Annotated in this window: 17 protein-coding genes; 15 read left to right on the top strand and 2 right to left on the bottom strand. The window is 48.4% G+C overall.

Annotated elements, in window-relative coordinates; all coding sequences use genetic code 11:
• Window positions 1–10: 10 nt before the first annotated feature.
• The 13 genes from bshA to QWY22_RS11765 all read left to right on the top strand — a co-directional run bounded on the left by bshA (window position 11) and on the right by QWY22_RS11765 (window position 13,150).
• The gene (gene bshA / locus QWY22_RS11825; protein WP_300981076.1) at window positions 11–1,153 is read left to right on the top strand and encodes an N-acetyl-alpha-D-glucosaminyl L-malate synthase BshA; all 1,143 of its coding nucleotides are present in this window, start codon (window positions 11–13) and stop codon (window positions 1,151–1,153) included.
• Window positions 1,150–2,283, top strand: coding sequence for a CCA tRNA nucleotidyltransferase (locus QWY22_RS11820; RefSeq protein ID WP_300981075.1), 1,134 nt, complete (start codon window positions 1,150–1,152; stop codon window positions 2,281–2,283). The genes bshA and QWY22_RS11820 overlap by 4 nt, the downstream gene beginning before the upstream one ends.
• On the top strand, window positions 2,261–3,244 hold the full coding sequence (locus QWY22_RS11815) for a biotin--[acetyl-CoA-carboxylase] ligase (protein WP_300981074.1): 984 nt from the start codon (window positions 2,261–2,263) through the stop codon (window positions 3,242–3,244). Before QWY22_RS11820 ends, QWY22_RS11815 begins: the two co-directional genes overlap by 23 nt.
• A gap of 227 nt (window positions 3,245–3,471) precedes the next feature.
• On the top strand, window positions 3,472–4,308 hold the full coding sequence (panC, locus tag QWY22_RS11810; RefSeq protein WP_300981073.1) for a pantoate--beta-alanine ligase: 837 nt from the start codon (window positions 3,472–3,474) through the stop codon (window positions 4,306–4,308).
• Between the two features lie 3 nt (window positions 4,309–4,311).
• Entirely contained in the window at window positions 4,312–4,695 is a 384-nt protein-coding gene (gene panD / locus QWY22_RS11805; protein WP_300981072.1) for an aspartate 1-decarboxylase, read from the top strand.
• 337 nt (window positions 4,696–5,032) lie between these two features.
• Window positions 5,033–7,795, top strand: a complete 2,763-nt coding sequence (gene dinG, locus QWY22_RS11800) for an ATP-dependent DNA helicase DinG (RefSeq protein WP_300981071.1) — start codon at window positions 5,033–5,035, stop codon at window positions 7,793–7,795.
• A 94-nt stretch (window positions 7,796–7,889) separates the two neighbouring features.
• A complete protein-coding gene (locus tag QWY22_RS11795) occupies window positions 7,890–8,060 on the top strand; it encodes a YpmA family protein (RefSeq protein ID WP_300981070.1) in 171 nt (56 codons plus the stop codon).
• An 8-nt stretch (window positions 8,061–8,068) separates the two neighbouring features.
• Complete coding sequence (locus tag QWY22_RS11790; RefSeq protein ID WP_300981069.1) at window positions 8,069–8,545, top strand: cell wall elongation regulator TseB-like domain-containing protein; 477 nt, start codon at window positions 8,069–8,071, stop codon at window positions 8,543–8,545.
• Window positions 8,546–8,558: 13 nt separating this feature from the next.
• Window positions 8,559–9,749 carry a pyridoxal phosphate-dependent aminotransferase gene (locus tag QWY22_RS11785; RefSeq protein WP_300981068.1) on the top strand — a complete coding sequence of 397 codons (1,191 nt, stop codon included), beginning with the start codon at window positions 8,559–8,561 and terminating at the stop codon, window positions 9,747–9,749.
• 26 nt (window positions 9,750–9,775) lie between these two features.
• Window positions 9,776–11,071, top strand: a complete 1,296-nt coding sequence (gene asnS / locus QWY22_RS11780; RefSeq protein ID WP_300981067.1) for an asparagine--tRNA ligase — start codon at window positions 9,776–9,778, stop codon at window positions 11,069–11,071.
• A 386-nt stretch (window positions 11,072–11,457) separates the two neighbouring features.
• Complete coding sequence (locus tag QWY22_RS11775; RefSeq protein WP_300981066.1) at window positions 11,458–12,159, top strand: DnaD domain-containing protein; 702 nt, start codon at window positions 11,458–11,460, stop codon at window positions 12,157–12,159.
• 12 nt (window positions 12,160–12,171) lie between these two features.
• Window positions 12,172–12,852 (top strand): endonuclease III, encoded by a 681-nt coding sequence (nth, locus tag QWY22_RS11770; protein ID WP_300981065.1) that lies wholly within the window; start codon window positions 12,172–12,174, stop codon window positions 12,850–12,852.
• On the top strand, window positions 12,827–13,150 hold the full coding sequence (locus QWY22_RS11765; protein WP_300981064.1) for a YpoC family protein: 324 nt from the start codon (window positions 12,827–12,829) through the stop codon (window positions 13,148–13,150). The genes nth and QWY22_RS11765 overlap by 26 nt, the downstream gene beginning before the upstream one ends.
• A 175-nt stretch (window positions 13,151–13,325) precedes the next feature.
• Here the strand turns inward: QWY22_RS11765 and QWY22_RS11760 are convergent, their stop codons facing one another.
• Both QWY22_RS11760 and recU read right to left on the bottom strand, forming a co-directional pair.
• A complete protein-coding gene (locus QWY22_RS11760) occupies window positions 13,326–16,085 on the bottom strand; it encodes a penicillin-binding protein 1A (RefSeq protein ID WP_300981063.1) in 2,760 nt (919 codons plus the stop codon).
• Between the two features lie 33 nt (window positions 16,086–16,118).
• A complete protein-coding gene (recU, locus tag QWY22_RS11755) occupies window positions 16,119–16,715 on the bottom strand; it encodes a Holliday junction resolvase RecU (protein WP_300981062.1) in 597 nt (198 codons plus the stop codon).
• Window positions 16,716–16,995: 280 nt separating this feature from the next.
• On the opposite strand from recU, the gene QWY22_RS11750 reads away from it, so the two are divergent.
• Together QWY22_RS11750 and QWY22_RS11745 are read left to right on the top strand one after the other, a co-directional pair.
• Entirely contained in the window at window positions 16,996–17,361 is a 366-nt protein-coding gene (locus QWY22_RS11750; RefSeq protein WP_300981061.1) for a YppE family protein, read from the top strand.
• Window positions 17,358–19,628, top strand: a complete 2,271-nt coding sequence (locus tag QWY22_RS11745; protein ID WP_300981060.1) for a DEAD/DEAH box helicase — start codon at window positions 17,358–17,360, stop codon at window positions 19,626–19,628. Before QWY22_RS11750 ends, QWY22_RS11745 begins: the two co-directional genes overlap by 4 nt.

Raw genomic sequence — 19,628 nt, 5'->3', positions numbered from 1 at the left:
GGTGACCGCTTTGCGGAAAATGAAAATAGGCATCACGTGTTATCCAACGGTGGGGGGATCCGGCATCATCGCGACAGAACTGGGCAAAATGCTGGCTGAAAAAGGGCACGAAGTCCATTTCATCACATCCAGCACGCCTTTTCGTCTGAACCGCCTGTATCCGAACATTTTTAGCCACCAAGTGGATGTCAACAGCTATTCGGTGTTTCAATATGCCCCGTATGACATTGCCTTGGCAACGAAAATAGCGGAAGTGATTAAAAATGAACAGCTCGATCTGATGCATGTGCATTATGCGATTCCCCATGCCGTTTGTGCCATTTTAGGGCGCGACATGGCAGGGTCCGATATCGGCATCGTGACCACTTTGCATGGAACGGACATCACGGTGCTTGGGTCGGATTCGTCATTAAAAGAAGCGATCAAGTATGGCATTGAAAAATCAGATGTCGTCACAGCGGTGTCAAATTCGCTGCGCGACCAGACGTATGATATGATCAACCCCGATAAAACGATCCAAACCATTTACAATTTCGTTGACGAACGCGAATACAAAGCGGCAGATCCCGGCAGCTTGAAACAGGATCTCGGCATCGATAAAAATGATAAAGTGCTTATTCATGTATCCAATTTCCGGAACGTCAAGCGGGTGCCGGATATTATCCAAACCTTCCACCGTGTGCAAAAACAAGTGCCTTCCAAATTGCTGCTTGTCGGCGACGGGCCTGAAATGGGGCGTACCGTTCAGCAAGTGAAAGAATTAGGGCTTGAACAGCACGTGCTGTTCCTTGGAAAACGCGATAACCTATCCGAGCTGTACAATATCAGCGACATCAAATTGTTGATGAGCGAAAAAGAAGCATTTGGGCTTGTGTTGCTGGAAGCAATGGCTTGTGGTGTGCCTTGCATCGGCACAAATATTGGCGGCATTCCGGAAATCATCGAACCTGGAAAAAACGGCTATTTGGTGGAACTGGGAGATACTGAAGATGCAGCATCCCGAGCCATCGGAATCTTGACCGACGCCAAACAACACGAAACGCTGAAAAAAGGTTCACTGGAAACGGTCGAACAGCATTTTAATTCGTTTAAAATCCTGGAACAATACGAAGCCGTCTATGAGCGCTTACTCGACAGAGGCATAAGCCAATGAAGACGGCTTTAAAAGTAGTGGAAACGCTTGAAAAAGGCGGGTTTGAAGCGTATATCGTCGGGGGGGCAGTGCGCGATTTGCTGCTTGGAAAAACGCCTCATGATATCGATGTAGCAACAAATGCTGCTCCGAAGCAAGTGAAAAGCTTTTTCTCCCGTACCATCGATACCGGAATTGCCCACGGCACCGTGCTGGTGATGCTGGACGGCGAAGGAACTGAAGTCACTACGTTCCGTACGGAAGGCACTTATTCCGATAAGCGCCGGCCCGACACGGTGAAATTTGTGCAGTCGCTTGAAGAAGATTTGAAACGGCGCGATTTCACTATTAATGCGATGGCATTGGATAAAACACAGGCGATTATCGACCCGTTTGGCGGAAGAGCCGACCTTGAAAAACGTTTGATTCGGGCTGTCGGAAATCCGGAGGAGCGATTTCAGGAAGATGCCTTGCGCATGCTACGGGCCGTCCGTTTTTCGGGCCAGCTGGACTTTCAAATAGACCGGGAGACTTTGCTGTCCATCCAAAAGGAATCAGAAGGAATCCGTTCCATTGCCGTGGAGCGGCTGAAAAACGAACTCGATAAAATCATGGTTCAAGGCCATACCGCCCGCAGCATGAGCTATTTAAAAGAGTCAGGGTTGACCAGGCATTTGCCGGCGGGTCCGTTATTTGAAACGGACTGGTCGTTTTACGAGGCCACTGGACAGCCTGCCGGCGGCTGGGCGTATATGCTCTACCGGGGAAATGCGGGATTTAAAGCTATTCAGGCTTATAAGTTTTCCAATGAAGAACGGAAACTCATTGAACAGGTGCTGATAGCTGCCGGCTTGGAACAATGGGACGACTGGACCTATTACATCTTTTCTGCTGAACAGCTGGAAATTGCAGCCATGCTTTCAGGAAAGAAAGCCGATATTGCCGGCCGGAAGGCGGCGCTCCCCATCCAGACAAAATCGGACCTCGCCGTAAACGGGGCTAATTTGATGGAGTGGAGCGGCAAAAAACAAGGGCCCTGGCTCAAGAAGTGGATTGAAGCCTTGGAACAAAACATTGTGTACGGTAAGCTGGAAAATGACAAAGAAAGTATAAAGGACTGGTTTATCAATGAATATCACAGTGACGCGTAAATTGGCACAGCGCTTGATTGAAGCGCAAGGGACAGCAATTTCCGGCCAGCAGCTGGCCGATGAATTCGGCATTTCCCGGACCGCTGTCTGGAAACACATAAAAGAACTGGAAGAGCAGGGATACCGGATTGAGTCGGTGAAAAAGAAAGGCTATATTTTATCGGCGCTTCCAGATACATTAGAGCCCACCGATATTCAGGCTTTGCTGAAAACCGGACGCTTGGGACAGAACATGCATTTTCTTGAATCATGCCCGTCCACTCAAATCGTGGCCCATCAATTGGCGCAGGAAGATGCGCCGGACGGCACGGTGGTGCTGACAGAAGAGCAGACTGCCGGACGCGGAAGGATGGCGCGCAGGTGGCATTCTGCAGCGAACAAAGGCATTTGGATGAGCGTCATTCTCCGCCCGGACGTGGTGCTGCAAAAAGCACCCCAGTTTACGCTGGTGACGGCCGTTGCAGTCGTGCGCGCAATCGAACAAGTGACAGGACTGAAACCGGAAATCAAATGGCCGAATGATATTTTGCTGAACGGCAAAAAATGCACCGGCATTTTGACGGAATTGCAGTCAGACGCAGACGGCATCCAGGCGTTGATCATCGGCATCGGGTTGAACGTCAATCAATTACGGGAAGATTTTGATCCCGAAGTGCAGGACATTGCCACATCGCTGAGAATGGAAAGCGGAGAAGATGTGGACCGCAAACAGCTAGTGTCTTCGATTCTTTATTTTCTTGAGCAGTATAGCAATCTGTATATTGCAGAAGGCTTTGGCATGCTCAAACTGATGTGGGAAAGCTATTCCTCAACGATCGGCCGCCCAGTGCGTGCACGTATGGCAAAAGAGACGCTTGAAGGCATGGCAGAAGGCATTACCGAAGATGGCGTGCTGCAACTGCGGACACCTGACGGCAAGCTCCACGGCATTTATTCCGCCGACATTGAAATGACGAATTGAATCATTTTGTTTTTTTAGAATTTCTGCTATAGTGTTTTTAGCGGGCAGTATCGCATATGAACTGCACCGGTTAACTGTTTGATCTTGAAAAATTTATATGATGATGTCTGCCTTGATCTATTACATGACAGGGACGGAGGAAACCGAATTCGACTTTTCTGTCCTTCTGTCTATTTTTGACGGAAGGCTTTTTATATGGTTTTCTTCCCGAGAGGAGAGAAAGAATTTTGCATACGATTGAAACGATTCAGGAATTAAAAGCCTGGGTGAAAGAAACCAAGGATTCCGGTGAAACGATCGGCCTTGTACCGACGATGGGCTTTTTGCACGAAGGCCATATTTCGCTCGTCAATAAAGCGAAAGCCGAGAACGACCGTGTGGTGATGAGCATTTTCGTCAACCCGGCTCAGTTTGGGCCCAATGAAGATTTTGACCGGTATCCGAGAGATTTGGAACGCGACCAGCGCTTAGCGGAACAAGCAAGTACCGACGTGATTTTTGCCCCGTCAGCAGAAGAAATGTATCCGCGGGAATCTCAAATTTCCATTTCCGCAGGAGCTCTTGCAGATGTATTATGCGGAGCGAAGCGGCCGGGCCATTTTGACGGCGTCTTGAAAGTGGTGGCAAAATTATTTCATTTGACCGAAGCGGATCGCGCTTATTTCGGTCAGAAAGACGCCCAGCAGCTGGCAATTATCGAATCCATGGTGGAAGATTATAATTTTCCGCTTTCGATACGCCGGGGAGAAACGGTGCGGGAAAGCGACGGCTTGGCCAAAAGTTCCCGAAACGTCTATCTGAGCGAAGCCGAGCGCCGGGAAGCACCTCTTTTGCAGCAAGGGCTGCAACTTGGAAAACAAGCTGCTGTTGAAGGACGCGATCCGGCGGCAGTTGTCCGGCAATATCTGGACGGCCGCATTTCGGGCGAAATCGACTATATCGAGCTGCTCGGTTATCCAACTTTAACCAAAGAAATCGAAGGCGAAGCGATCCTGGCGATTGCCGTACAGTTTGAAAAAGCACGTTTAATTGATAACTTAATCTTTCATGTAAAGGGGAACTAAACCATGTTGCGAATGATGCTCAACTCTAAAATTCACCGTGCGACTGTGACGCAAGCCGATTTGAACTACGTCGGCAGCATTACAATCGACCAGGATCTGCTGGACCAGGTCGGGATGCTTCCAAACGAAAAAGTGCATGTAGTCAACAACAACAACGGAGCACGTTTTGAAACCTATATCATTGCCGGAGAACGCGGCAGCGGCGTAATTTGCGTAAACGGCGCAGCAGCACGACTGGTGCAAAAAGGGGATATCGTCATTATTCTGACATACGGCTATGTCATGGATGAAAATGCCCGTGACCATAAGCCGACGGTTGCCATCATGGACGAAAACAACCGCGTCCGTGAAATCATCCATTACGAACCTGAAGCAACCGTTATGTAATTCCTTGGCCTCCTCTTTTGGAGGCTTTTTTGTTTGGGGAAAGCGGAGTTGCGGATTGTTCTGGAGGTATAAAAAGGTTCAATAGAGGCTGTTGAGAAACAAGAGAAGCCTTTATTCATTCCGCTTCATTCGGTCCCCCCTTTTAATAAAGAACTTTTTTATCAGAAAGAGCGGAACATCGGTTAATAAGTTCTGCCTTTCTCGGCAAGCTGAATATAGAATTTCTGTGGCAATTGTCATCAGAATGCAAGAGATTTATGTTCGGGCTGTAAGACGGAAAATGATTGGATATGTTACAATTTCTAATGACAGAATCACCTGAGAAAGAAGGCTTGTGATGAACACCCAAAAATATGTCGTTGTCGATATTGAAACTACAGGCCATTCCCCTGCAAAAGGTGACCGGATTATTCAAATAGCGATTATAACGATTCAAAATGATGAAATTATAGATACATACAGTGAATTTGTTAACCCGGAACGGAAAATTCCGGCGTTTATCCAGGATTTGACGAATATTGCCGATGCGGATGTAGCAGACGCCAAACCTTTTGCAGCCCATGCAGCGGAAATTTCCGAAAAATTGCAGGGCGCGATTTTCGTGGCCCACAACACCAATTTTGATTTGCCGTTTCTGCAAGCGGAATTGATTCGCAGCGGTCTGCCGAAATGGCACGGTTTGACGATGGACACGGTTGAAATGGCCCGCCTGATGTATCCCACTGCCTTCAGCTATAAACTGCAGGACATTACATCGGAGCTTGGCATTCCCCTTGAAAGTGCACACCGGGCCGATGATGATGCGCTGGCGACAGCGCATTTATTCCTTCAGGCAAAAGCGGATATGGGCAGCTTGCCTTACGATACGCTAACACAGCTGCACAAACGCTCATTCCAGTTGAAATCGGATTTATCCCGGTTGTTCTTTGAGCTGACCCAGCAAAAACGCAGCGCCCAGGGAGATGATTTTGACCGCTTCAACGGCTTGCCGCTAAAACGCCGGAAACTGGAAGCAGGCGAATCAGCGGCAGGCTATACGGCCATGTTTGATTGGGAAGAGCGGCTGGAGACTGCATTTCCTCAGTTTGAACGCCGCCAAAGCCAGTTTGATATGATGGCATCCATCCAAAAAGCGCTGGCAGGGAAAGAAGAGCGGGTAATTGAAGCATCCACCGGGATGGGAAAGACCATTGCTTATTTGCTGCCGGCGGTCAACCATGCCATTGAAACTGGCAAGCAGGTGCTCATCAGCACTTATACGACCCATCTGCAGGATCAGCTTGTCCAAAAAGAAGGCAAGATTGTTGAACAGCTGGTCGGTGCGCCTGTGCGGCTTGCTTTGGTAAAAGGCTTGAGCCATTATATCGATTTGTCCCGGTTTGCTGAACTGCTGCAGGGCGAAGATGAATCCTATGATGAAACCTTCACCATCATGCAGGTGCTCATTTGGCTGACTTCTACGGAAACAGGCGATTTAAATGAAGTGAATGCCTCAAGCGGCGGCCAGTTTGTGCTGGATAAAATCCGCCGCTCGCATCTGCGCAGATTGTCGCGGGATGAGAAAGTGTATGATTTTTACGAGTACGCATTGGAGCGTTCCAAACAGGCGCATGTTATCGTCACCAACCATTCGTTTTTGCTGAATCAGCGGCTGTCGAATTCGTCGATTCTGGCAGACGTGGATGCCTTTATTTGGGACGAAGCGCATCAAGTGGTGCAGGCTGCTGTGTCGCAGCATGAAAAAACCTTTGTGTATACGCAGTGGAAATACGTATTTGGGCAGTTGGGCACGTTTGACGATCAGCAATTGTTCGCACAATTGTATAAAAAGGCTGAAAAAACAGGGTTTTCTACTGTGCCGGAACTGCTGAAACTCGAATCGCTGTTCATTAAATTCGTTTCACTGTTTGATGAATTGGCGTCGATGCTGACGGCCGAGTTCCTGGCGAAATTCAGAGGCAGCCGCCACAAAAAGTGCGCGTCTTTGCTCAGTGAATTGCCGTATGACAAGGCGCGCTTCATGGATATGCTGAGATTTTTGAACGAATGGATCGATCTTTCCCAGCTGGTTCTGCAAAAAGCAGAGCGCCTGACGGAAACATCCATCCAGGACAAACTAGTCATCGCGGACTGGCGCTACTGGACAGAAGAACTGATGGTGAAGGCGGTTGAGTTCAGCGAAATTTTTGTCTTCCCGCTGGAAGATGAAGTCAGCTGGATCGAAGGGGATTTGCGGAGCTTGCCGACAAGCTTGTCGCTTTACAAGCAGCCGTTTGAAGTGACGTCCATTATCCAAAAAGTGATGGCGCCGGTACGGGGAAGCAAAGCACTGATTTGGCTGTCGGGTACGATGAGTGTGCCGTCAAACGAGCGCTTTATCGTCAGCCAGCTCGGCATCCCGAACCACGTACCGATCACCAAGTTTGAGCCGCCTCAAGAGTTTTACCGGGGCGCCCGTGTCTTTATTGTCGAAGACATGCCGGACATTCAGCAAGTGTCGCAAAGCGATTACATTGAAGCGGTAGCCGATGCTGTCATCCAAACCGTTCTGGTCACAGAAGGCCGCTGTTTTGTGCTGTTCACTTCACAGGACATGCTGAGAAAGACGGTCGATTTGATTCAGGACACCGGCCTGCTGGATGAATACATGCTGTTCGCGCAAGGCATTTCATCGGGCAGCCGCATGAGGCTGTTAAAATCGTTCCAGCGTTTCCAAAAATCGGTGTTGTTTGGGACGAATAGCTTTTGGGAAGGCGTCGATGTACCGGGGGATGCTTTGCGGGCCGTCGTGGTCGTGCGTTTGCCATTCACTTCGCCGGATGAACCGATTTTCAAAGCAAGATCGGAAGTCATTGCACGAGAAGGCGTGAATCCGTTTCTCCATTACGCACTGCCGGAAGCTGTGCTTCGGCTGCGGCAAGGTTTCGGCCGATTGATCCGCTCCAAAAATGACCAAGGGCTGTTCATCGTGCTGGACCGGAGAATCGAGACGAAATCGTATGGCGTGGAATTTTTAAACGCTTTGCCGAAAGTGAAAGTATCGAAAGTGTCTTTAGAAAAGATGGTAACGGATATTGAAGATTGGTATAATAAGCAATGATAAAGCGGACGGCATCCGGCAAGAAGTTTCAGCCGGATGAAAAGATCCCGCCGTGTGAACGGATGGGCGAATAAACGAAGGGAAGGGCGCAGCCATGGAATCTAAAATTGAAGTGCTATCCACTGTCAATGTCCAATACAGTCAGGATCTCTACAAAGTGGTAGATGCTTTGAACCGTACATTAAAGCACAATAACCTCATGTTCGGTTTGGCGCTGGATAAGGAAGATCCTGAAAAAGCGATCTTCACAATCTATAAGACTTAGGTGATGAAATGAAACAATGGGTGACCTTTATATTGGGCTTTCTTTCATTTCTTGCGGTCTCGGTGATGATTATTGTTGTTTTTACCGGCAATAAACCGTATTCCGATGCGGAAAAAGCGGCAATCGACCGGGCGAAAAACGAAGATTTGCTGGTGGATGTCCAGCAGTCCTATGTTTATGCCAATAAACAGATGACCGTTACCGTCATCGGGACGGATAAGAAAGGCGCATTAAAAGCGGTTTTCGTACCAGCAGGCAAGGGGGAGCTGAAGGCTGTAGCGCTTGATGGAGCGGTCACGGCACAGCAAGCCCGGGAAAAAGCCCTGACGGAAAAAGAAGCCAAAGACATTCTCCATACCCGCCTCGGAATGGAAAGCGCTGGTCCGGTGTGGGAAGTGGCTTTTATCGATGCCAATGATCATTTGAATTATGTCTACATCAAAGCAGAAGACGGCACGACATGGAAACAGATCTCGAATTTGTGAAAGGGTGGAAGCATTGATTAACTTAGCAAATCGCGTACAAACATTAACACCGTCCACAACATTGGCCATTACAGCAAAAGCCAATGAGTTGAAAGCAAAAGGCGTGGACATCATCGGGCTAGGCGCAGGAGAACCCGATTACAACACACCGGAGAATATCCTGAAAGCGGCTTACCAGTCTATGCTGGAAGGAAAAACCAAGTATACGCCTGCCGGCGGACTGCCGGCATTAAAAGAAGCAATCATCAACAAGCTGCAGCGCGACCAGAATTTGACGTATGGCCAGAAAGAGATTATGGTCGGAATCGGTGCAAAGCATGTGCTTTACACATTGTTCCAGGTTTTGCTGAATGAAGGCGACGAAGTCATTATTCCGATCCCTTATTGGGTCAGCTATCCGGAACAGGTAAAACTGGCGCAGGGGGTTCCTGTATACATAGAAGCTACAGCCAGCCAATCCTATAAGATTTCTGCTGAACAGCTAAAAGAAGCCATCACAGACCGGACAAAAGCCGTCATTATTAATTCCCCAAGCAATCCGACGGGGATGATTTACTCAAAAGAAGAACTCGCGCAGCTGGCAGAAGTTTGCCGCGAGCACGACATACTGATTGTGTCGGATGAAATCTACGAAAAGCTGATTTACGGACAAACAACGCATACTTCAGTTGCGGAATTGTCGGAGGATGCGAAAAACCGGACCATCATCATTAACGGCGTATCGAAATCCCATTCGATGACCGGCTGGCGCATCGGCTATGCGGCGGGAGACGCTGAGCTGATCAAAGCGATGACGGATCTTGCCAGCCATTCGACTTCCAACCCGACCACAACTTCCCAGTACGCGGCAATTGAAGCGTATAATGGACCACAGGATACAGTGGAAGAAATGCGCTCCGCTTTTGAGAGCCGTCTGGAAGCAATTTTCCCGAAACTGGAAGCGATTCCCGGGTTTAAAGTGATCCGTCCGCAAGGTGCATTCTACTTGCTGCCGGATGTTTCCGAAGCTGCGCAAAAATGCGGCTTTGCATCGGTCGATGATTTTGTTGCAGCTCTTTTGACAGAAGCGAATGTGGCAGTCATTCCGGGTTCCGGTTTTGGCGCCCATGACACCATCCGCTTATCGTATGCGACTTCCCTTGAAGCGCTGACGGAAGCGGTTGAACGGATTCATCAGTTTGTATCGTCTAAATGGAAAGACTAATTGAACTATAATTTCTGGAGGCTATGATGAAAAAGATTACTATTGCCGAAATGGCTCAATATAATGGACAAACAGTTAAATTAGGCGCTTGGGTTTCCAACAAGCGTTCAAGCGGGAAAATCGCTTTCTTGCAATTGCGTGACGGCTCCGGCTTTGTACAGGCGGTTGTCGTAAAAGCTGAAGTGGGCGACGAGTTATTTGCCACTGCCAAATCATTGACGCAGGAAACTTCGCTTTATGTTACCGGTGAAGTTAAAGAAGACTCGCGTTCTACTTTTGGCTACGAGCTGGCTGTTACAGGGATTGAAGTAATCCATGAAGCGAAAGATTACCCGATCACGCCAAAAGAACACGGAACGGAATTCTTGATGGACAACCGCCATTTGTGGCTGCGTTCACGCAAACAGCACGCCATCATGAAAATCCGCAACGAAATCATCCGTGCAACATATGAATTCTACAACGACAACGGATTCGTCAAAGTGGATCCGCCGATTTTGACCGGCTCTGCGCCTGAAGGCACTTCAGAACTATTCGCAACAAAATACTTTGACGAAGATGCATACCTTTCACAATCCGGCCAACTGTATATGGAAGCAGCAGCAATGGCTCTAGGAAAAGTATTTTCTTTCGGCCCGACTTTCCGTGCGGAAAAATCAAAAACCCGCCGCCACTTGATTGAATTCTGGATGATCGAACCGGAAATGGCTTTCACTGAACATGCGGAAAGCTTGGAAGTACAGGAACAATATGTTGCACATCTGGTCCAGTCGGTCTTGAAAAACTGCAAACTGGAATTGGAGCGCCTTGGACGCGATACATCGAAACTTGAAAACATCAAAGCACCATTCCCGCGCATTACATATGACGATGCCATCAAATGGTTGAATGACAAAGGCTTTGACGACATTAAATGGGGCGACGATTTTGGAGCGCCGCATGAAACGGCTATTGCTGAAAGCTACGATATGCCGGTCTTCATCGTAAACTATCCGATTGGCATCAAACCGTTCTATATGCAGCCGCATCCGGAACGCGATGACGTTGTATTATGTGCAGACTTGATCGCTCCGGAAGGCTATGGAGAAATCATCGGCGGATCTGAACGCATCCACGATTACGATTTAATGAAACAGCGCATTCAGGAACACGGCCTCGACGAAAGTGCTTACGCCTGGTATTTGGATTTAAGCAAATACGGAGCAGTGCCGCATTCCGGATTCGGCCTTGGGCTTGAGCGTACGGTTGCCTGGATCAGCGGAGCGGAACACGTCAGAGAATCGATTCCATTCCCACGTTTATTGAACCGTTTGTATCCGTAACAAAGAAAAGCGAAAGCGGCCGTTCAGATTAGACAGGCAAGATATGGACCAAAAGCAGTTTGGTCCGTATCTTTGCGACGAAGCACATAGTGCTGCAGGAGCAATAAGGGTTTTGACCGATTGGCGAAGCGGCGTTTTTTGCCGCACAGCCGAGTGGGCTTATGACCCGAGAAGCTAGCTCTTGCAGCTAGACAAGAAAAGCGGAAAGAGCCGTTCAGCTTCGACAGGCATAAGACCGATTGGTGAAGCGGCGCTTTTTGCCGCGCAACCGATTGGCGTTTTTTGCAAGAGAGCTTTACAATGAAAAAAAGCGAAAGCACCTGATCACTTCTAGACACTGGATTTTAGACAACTAAAGAAATTAACAATAGAAAGGTGGTTGGGATATGAAACAGCCGAATCGATTGCAAACCTGGATCGAGCAGGGGAATGTTCACATTTCCCAGCTCTTTTTTCGCTTTTATAAAGAGTTGAAAATAACGGATGAAGAAGCCATGCTGATCATGCATGTACAGGCGTTCCAACAGGCAGGCAACCCGTTTCCGACACCGGATGAAATCGGGGCACGCATGATGACGACGCAAAAAAGCGTAACAACCATGCTGCAGAAATTGATGCAGCAAGGCTATCTGGCCATTGAGCAAGAAAAGGAAAACGAAATTTTGACTGAAAAGATTTCCCTTCAACCGCTTTGGGACCGTTTATTGGACTGCGTATATAAAGAACAGCACGCAGAAAAAGAAAATTCCCAAAAAGCATTGGAAGGCGAAGTTTTCCAGCTGTTTGAACAGGAATTCGGCCGCTTTTTATCGCCGATGGAAATCGAAACCATTTCAATGTGGATGGACCAAGACGGCCACACGCCAGCCATTATACGGATGGCGTTAAAAGAAGCCGTGATTTCGCAGAAAATCAGCCTGCGATACGTAGACCGCATCCTGTTTGAATGGAAAAAGAAAAACATCAAAACATCAACAGAAGTATCACGCCATGCCACTTCGTTCAGAGAGAAAAATATCCAGCTTCAGCCGACAGCAAGCAATACGAAAAAAGTGCAATTCTACAATTGGCTGGAGGACCGGAATTAGAAGGTGACCCTTATGATGTCCAAAAAAGAATGGCAATTATGCTTGGAAGAAATGGATAATATGTTCCCGGATGCACATTGTGAATTAGTTCACCGCAATCCGTTTGATTTGCTGATTGCAACCTTGCTTTCAGCACAATGCACCGATAAATTGGTCAACAAAGTCACAGCGGCGCTTTTTCAAAAATACCATACGCCGGAAGACTATATTTCCGTGCCGCTCGAAGAACTGCAGCAAGACATCCGCTCGATTGGCTTGTTCCGCAACAAAGCAAAAAATATCCAGGCGCTCAGCCGGATCTTGATCGACCAATACGGCAGTACGGTGCCGGCAGACCGCGATTTGCTGATGACGCTTCCTGGAGTCGGCCGCAAAACCGCCAATGTGGTTGTATCTGTCGCTTTCGGCATACCGGCGTTAGCTGTGGATACCCACGTAGAACGCGTCGCGAAACGCCTGGGAATGAATGGCTGGAAAGACTCGCCGCTGCAAGTGGAAGAAACGATTATGAAAAAGACGCCGGCAGAAAATTGGTCGAAAACCCATCACCAAATTATTTTCTTCGGCCGCTACCATTGCAAAGCCCAGAATCCCGGATGCCATATTTGTCCGCTATTTGACCGCTGCCGTGAAGGCAAAAAGCGGGATAAAAAAGGGTTGGTCAAACGTGAAATTGTCACAGAAGTTAACTAAAGAAGCGGTCGAACCTTTTTTCAACGGTTGGGACAGCCTGAAAGTAACGATTGAATCCTCATTTCGGAACCGCGATGGGACCGGCCGGCAGGAATTGCTAAACGGAATTAAATTATATAAGCAATTATTAGCACATTGCGATTTTGAAATTACTCCATTAAATGGTCCGGAACGCTTAGCGTTTGTTGAACAGCGTCCTACCAATTTTGCTGCTTTTCGCCAGTTGGATGAATTGTTTTCCGAAATGAAAAAAGGGATTGCATCGAAACGGATTCAATTAAAAAGAAATGAACAGTAAAAGCCGGATGCCTGTTGCAGGCCTCCGGCTTTTTTGTATGCATAAGGATACGAGCAACTACACTCGACTTACGGGCAACTTTCTTGAATATACGAGCAACTTCGAGCCGTTTTCGATCAACTCGCCTGAAGTTGAAAAAAGCGCAACTGCTGAGTGCAGTTGCGCTTTTTGTGTTTTACGGTTGTGGTTGTTCGGTTTCGTCAGCGGGTGTCACAGAAGCAGGGTTGGCGTCGCCTTCACCGCCATCAGCAGGAGGAGTTTCGCCGCCTTCGCCGTTTCCATTTCCATTGCCATTTCCGCCGCCTTCGTTGCCGTTTCCATTTCCATTTCCATTACCGTTTCCATTTCCGTTACCTTCATTGCCATTGCCTTCGTTTTCACCGTTGCCATTGCCTTCGTCATCGGCCGGTTGTTCCGGTTGTTCTTCATCATCAGCCTGTTCTTCCGGTTCGGTTGGCTCTTCAGCAGGCACTTCTTCAGCCGGTTCTTCAACCGGCTCTTCCGGTTCAGCAGGCTCTTCAGCTGGTTCCTCGGCCGGTTCTTCTTCCGGCTCTTCAGGAGCCGCAATCGAAACTCTTACAGAAGCAGGGTCACTGGCATCGTTGTTGCTGACCGCCGTTACCCGGAACGTATAAGTTTTGCCGGCTTCAAGCCCACTGTATGAATAGCTTTGGCTGCTGGTAGTATCAAGCGTCGAACGGTTGCCATCGACTTCGACAGTCACTCTAAAAGCAACGCCATCTGTGTCATCGTAATTCCATGACAAGTTGGCTGTATCTCCGTCGACACTTGCACGCAGTCCGGATGGGGTATCCAGGTCTTCTTTGACATATCGTTGTGAAACTTGGTTCGGTTCTGAGCCGCGGACAAATAATTCCGTTCTTCTTAAACTGTAAGGCGTATAAGCGCTTGCCAGTTTCAGAGGGGAACTTCCTGCCTCGACTTGAAGTTCGACGACAGAATCCGGTTTTTCGAATTGTCCGGAGTTGCTTGAAATGCCGAGCATAACCTCTTTAAAGATGCGCTGGGAAATCAGGCGTTCATTTGACGCTGTGTCGATGCCGACTTTTCTTGTCGGATAACCGCTCCAGACGGAAATTGAGTATTTAGGTGAATATCCTGCAAACCAGATATCCGGTGCAGAAGAAGCATCCAGGCCATACTCGTTCAATTCTTTTTCCGTGTAGTTCGATGTCCCGGTTTTCCCAGCAAGATCCAAGCCGCTGATGGCTGCTTCCTTGCCGGTTGACCCACGGAGATTCGGATCGACTACATCTCTCAGCATATCGGTTACCATGTAAGCCGTGCTGTCTTTCATTGCCGGAACCGATTCCGGTTTCACCACTTGTTCAGTCGTGCCGTCGCGGAAAACGATTTTCGTAATCGTATGCGGTTTTGTGTAGACACCGCCATTGCCGAATGCGGCAAATGCACCGGCCATTTCGACTGTTGAAATATTGTCTGCACTTAAGGCAGTGGATTCATAGACGTTTTCGAGATCAAGGCCAATTTTTTTCGTGAACTTGGCTGCATTTTCAGTTCCGACTTCCTGGAGCGTTTTTACTGCCGGAATGTTGCGGGAGCGGTAAAGTGCTTCCCGGATAGTCATCGTTCCAAGGAAATCGCCGTCGACGTTGCGGATTTTCTGGCCGCTTTCGTAAGAATAAGGCTCATCCACAATTGTTTCGCCTGTCGACCAGTCCAAGTATTCGATGGCTGGGCCATAATCGATCAAAGGCTTGATTGTCGAACCGACAGCACGGTCTTTCGCTGTTGCATAATTGATGCGGACATCTCCGCTGTAATCACGGCCAGCTCCGATTGCCCGGATTGCACCTGTTTTTGTATCCACGACAGTCAAGCCAGACTGCACTTTGTCGTCGAAGAACAATTCAGACGACATGGTTTCGTTTACTGTTTTTTGGACAGAAGGATCAAGCGTCGTGTAAATGGTCAAGCCATCATCCAACGCATAATCGCCTTCAAGGGAATCCAATTCGTCTTCAACCATTTCCATGAACGCTGTATATTCGCCGTTGTCGACAGTGGCAGCGCGCTGGTTTTCGGGAACAAGAGAATCCGTGACGGATGCTGCTTGCGCTTGCTCTTTCTCAGCTGTTGTAATTTTGCCGTGCTGGTCCATCAGGCTTAAAACGACATTGCGTCTTTTTTCAGCACGTTCCGGATTTTTGAACGGGTTGTAGCCGTTCGGGCTTTGCGGCATCCCTGCAAGAAGGGCTGCTTCATGCAATTCGAGTTCGCTGACCGGCTTGCCGTAAAACGTTTCAGCAGCGGTTCCGAACCCGTAAGTGTTGCCGGACATCAAAATTTTGTTGAAATACATTTCGAAGATTTCTTCTTTTGTATATGCACGTTCAAGTTTGAAAGCAAGATAGGCTTCCTGGGCTTTCCGTTTCAAGGTTTTGTCATTTGACAGGAAAGAGTTTTTGATCACTTGCTGGGTAATGGTACTTGCACCCTGCGAACCAAACCCTCCGGTGATGTTGGCGATGACGGCACCGCCGAGGCGGATCACGTCAATTCCGGAGTGCTCGTAGAAGCGGTTGTCTTCCGTAGCAAGAATAGCGTCTTCCATCACTTTTGGAATATCCTTGTAGTCCACGTGCGTCCGGTTTTCAGCCGTTATATAGGGAATTTCCGTTTCGCCGTCAGCCGCGATAAAGGTCGGGCTGATCGGGTCGCGCAGCAATTCCTCGTCAAGTTCAGGGGCGCTGCTGGCGTAAAACGCAAATAAGCCGATCCCGCATAGCAGGACGAATACGCCTATCGCCACGACAGCCAATAAAATGCGTTTGAACCAGCTGACGCCGCCTGACGCTTTCTTCGGTTTTTTCGGGGCTTGTTTTTTGCTTGCTTTTTTCTGTTGTTCGATTGCTTTTCTACGCTGTTCGCGTGAAAGGGGTTTTTCGCTCACAATCGGTTCCTCACTTTCTAAATATGCTTTCTTTTACAGATTTTGCAGCACAGGCAAGTAATCGATGCGCGGAAAGGCTCCAGGCATGATTTCGACTGAGCTGTCTTCAATTTCCTCCAAGGAAATCGATTTCCTGCCACCGGTGATCATCCGGTTCCAAAATACTTCCAACGCTTCGAAGCGCATAATGAAATAACGCTCAAGCGAAGAAAAACGGATAATTAAAAATGCCAATCCTTGATGCTTCACCACTTGAGACATATGGTGGATTTGGTGGTCATGGATGTTTTTCAAAGGAAAAGACGTTTTGTTTTCAGTCTCTTTCGCTTCAAAATCGACATATCTGCCGTTCCAGACGCCGTTGTAATCCGTAGTGGACGGAGCCCGGAAATACGCTTCCCGTATGACGGCGGCGCTTCTGGATGGATACTCGACTTTAACAATCTGGACGGGGACGGGTTTTTTGTGGATAACTGCAAGACCCAATTGCAGATAATAATCGTTGGTTTCGTTTAATTCATCCTCAAGCGTTTTGCCCCGGTTGCTGAAAGAAAAATCCTTTTTTTTTGCTTTCACCGGCTTTTCTTTTGGAGGAACAAACTTCTTGCCATTTGGATAATTAATTGCCATTTTGTGATACACCTCGCTTACCTTATCATATCACAAGCACTAAGACGATGAATAAGTTAAAAAGTTTCAAATTTGCTAGTCTAATGATAGCCGATTCACAAACTTATGCCAAATGAAAAGAATATCTGTTCGACAGGGAGTCTTGTTTTTTAGTTGGTTGAAAAAATAGCAATCTGCTTTTGGCGAAAACACAACGAATATTGCCGCAACCGGAAGCGTACAGTAATATTCGTACGGTTTTCGCTAATATGATAAACTTATGGCAATGGAGGGACGCTATATGACAGTAAGAGAACTCTCTTCCGTATTATATGATGAATGCGGAAAATGCCTGGACCGTTTCTACGATATGCGTGAGCGCGATGCGGTTCCGGATTTTTATAAAGAGGTAAAACCATACGCAGATTATTGGCACGGCAAGATAAATGAATGGCAAAAAGAATCGCTTTTATATATTCAGCAAGAACGGCCGAAATATGTACACAAACCACAGATCGATAATGCGGCAGAAGGGATGGCCCAGTTTTTTGTGCAAAGTTTTTACAAAGAAACGAGCAAAAAGCGCTTTATCCAGACCATTCAGGCGGCGCAGTACACGCTGCAGACCTTTATGCTGGCAATCGATGAAAAGAGCGAAGAATCATGATCCGAAAAAAGAAGCTTCCTGAACTTTTGAATGAGTGGAAAACCGAACCGGACATGATGGAGCGGATTGAACACTGGCACACAATCAAAGAAAAGCCGGCAGCCTATGCTGATTTTCCGCCTGCCATGCACGACAGCCTGAAAGCGGCACTGCGCAAAAAAGGCATTGAACAGCTGTACACGCACCAGCGGGAAGCGTTTGATCTGGCGGAAAACGGCAAATCATTTACAGCCGTTACACCGACTGCTTCCGGCAAATCATACTGCTACCACTTGCCGGTGCTCCATAAAATCTTGAACGATCCGGGCGCAAGGGCTTTGTATTTGTTTCCGACCAAAGCGCTTGCCCAGGATCAGAAAAGTGATTTGCATGATTTAATCGAGAAAACCGAGCAGGATATTTTGTCTTACACCTACGACGGCGACACCTCGCCGTCCATCCGCACGAAAGTAAGAAAAGCCGGACAGATTGTCATGACCAACCCGGATATGCTGCATTCCGCTATCTTGCCGCACCATACGAAATGGGTATCACTTTTTGAAAACCTTCATTATATAGTGATTGATGAGCTTCATACGTATAAAGGCGTTTTTGGTACACATGTGGCTCATGTGATTCGCCGCTTAAAGCGCATCTGTGAATTCTATGGCAGCAATCCGGTTTTTATCTGTACGTCTGCAACAATCGCCAATCCGAAAGAACTGGCGGAAAACCTGACGAATACCGAACATGTACTGATTGACCAGAACGGCGCGCCGGCCGGCAAAAAGCATATCGTCTTCTATAATCCGCCGATTATCCATCCGACGTTCGGAGTGCGCAGAAGCGCTGTTCTCGAAGTGCGTGATTTGGCGACCCATCTAGTCAAACAAGGCATCCAAACAATCGTCTTTGCAAAAAGCCGGGTACGGGTGGAAATGCTGGTCACGTATTTGCAGGCCATCACCAAAACCAAACTGCAGGACGACTCGATCAAAGGCTACCGCGGCGGCTATTTGCCGACGGAGCGGCGGGCCATTGAAAAAGGGCTGCGCGATGGAACCATCAAATGCGTCGTCTCGACAAATGCTCTGGAACTCGGCGTTGACATCGGACAGCTGCAGGCCTGCATCATGACGGGCTATCCGGGAAATATCGCAAGCGCCTGGCAGCAGGCCGGACGGGCGGGCAGAAGGCAGGATGAATCGCTGGTCGTATACGTGGCCCAGTCGACTGCGCTGGACCAGTACATCATCAACCACCCGGAATACTTGCTTGACCAGTCGCCGGAAGAAGCGCGCATCCACCCGGAAAACATCATCATCTTAATGGACCATTTAAAATGTGCATCGTTTGAATTGCCGTTTAGAACGGACGATCAATACGGCGAATTCGACGTTCAGGAATTGCTGGAATATTTGCAGGAGCAAGGCGTGCTCGTACGGACTTCTGACCGTTGGCACTGGATGAGCGACCGCTTTCCGGCGCATGACATTTCACTTCGTTCGGCATCTCAGGAAAACGTCGTTATTATCGACCAGTCTGTCCCTGCGGATACGCGCGTCATCGGTGAAATGGACCGTTTCAGCGCTTTGACTTTACTTCACGAAGAAGCGATTTACCTGCACCAAGGCACGCAGTTCCAAGTCGAGATTTTGGACTGGGAAGAGAAAAAGGCATATGTCCGGGAAGTGGACGTCGATTACTTTACAGACGCCAACCTGGCAATCGAGCTCAAAGTGATGAGCGAAGACAAAACGAAAAAATTGCATGAAGCAGACGTACAGTACGGCGATATTGCAGTGCTGGCGATGCCGACGATTTTTAAGAAAATCCGATTCGATTCGCATGACAATATCGGATCTGGACCGATTTCACTGCCTGCCGAAGAACTGCATACCTCTTCGACCTGGCTGAGCTTTGCCAAACCCGAAGGCTTCAGCGACTCGGAATTGTCGGATACAATGACCGGAGCGGCGTATGCCATCGAATCATTCATTCCGATTTTTGTGCAATGCGACCGGCGGGATGTGCATGTTGTGCCGCAAGTGAAATCGACCCATAACGATCTGCCGTCATTTTTCATCCACGATTCGTATCCCGGCGGCATCGGCATCAGTGAACGGATCTATGATCTGTGGCAGCCGCTGCTCGATAAAGCACAGCAGCACATTTCGGAATGTCCGTGCCTCGACGGCTGCCCGTCGTGCATCGGTGCACAAGACGCGGCCGTCAGCATGAAGAGCCATGTCATCAAGCTGTTGAATGAGCTTCGCAGAGGGGGGTGA

Source organism: Planococcus liqunii (assembly GCF_030413595.1).
In the GTDB taxonomy this organism is placed as follows: domain Bacteria; phylum Bacillota; class Bacilli; order Bacillales_A; family Planococcaceae; genus Planococcus; species Planococcus liqunii.
This window is presented reverse-complemented; position numbering and strand designations above follow the sequence as displayed.

What these genes read in the sequence shown, in the direction of transcription:
- QWY22_RS11820 (WP_300981075.1), top strand. Translation starts at nt 1,150, where the DNA reads ATGAAGACGGCTTTAAAAGTAGTGGAAACGCTTGAAAAAGGCGGGTTT.
- QWY22_RS11815 (WP_300981074.1), top strand. Translation starts at nt 2,261, where the DNA reads ATGAATATCACAGTGACGCGTAAATTGGCACAGCGCTTGATTGAAGCG.
- panD (WP_300981072.1), top strand. Translation starts at nt 4,312, where the DNA reads ATGTTGCGAATGATGCTCAACTCTAAAATTCACCGTGCGACTGTGACG.
- dinG (WP_300981071.1), top strand. Translation starts at nt 5,033, where the DNA reads ATGAACACCCAAAAATATGTCGTTGTCGATATTGAAACTACAGGCCAT.
- QWY22_RS11795 (WP_300981070.1), top strand. Translation starts at nt 7,890, where the DNA reads ATGGAATCTAAAATTGAAGTGCTATCCACTGTCAATGTCCAATACAGT.
- QWY22_RS11790 (WP_300981069.1), top strand. Translation starts at nt 8,069, where the DNA reads ATGAAACAATGGGTGACCTTTATATTGGGCTTTCTTTCATTTCTTGCG.
- asnS (WP_300981067.1), top strand. Translation starts at nt 9,776, where the DNA reads ATGAAAAAGATTACTATTGCCGAAATGGCTCAATATAATGGACAAACA.
- QWY22_RS11775 (WP_300981066.1), top strand. Translation starts at nt 11,458, where the DNA reads ATGAAACAGCCGAATCGATTGCAAACCTGGATCGAGCAGGGGAATGTT.
- nth (WP_300981065.1), top strand. Translation starts at nt 12,172, where the DNA reads ATGATGTCCAAAAAAGAATGGCAATTATGCTTGGAAGAAATGGATAAT.
- recU (WP_300981062.1), bottom strand. Translation starts at nt 16,715, where the DNA reads ATGGCAATTAATTATCCAAATGGCAAGAAGTTTGTTCCTCCAAAAGAA.
- QWY22_RS11750 (WP_300981061.1), top strand. Translation starts at nt 16,996, where the DNA reads ATGACAGTAAGAGAACTCTCTTCCGTATTATATGATGAATGCGGAAAA.
- QWY22_RS11745 (WP_300981060.1), top strand. Translation starts at nt 17,358, where the DNA reads ATGATCCGAAAAAAGAAGCTTCCTGAACTTTTGAATGAGTGGAAAACC.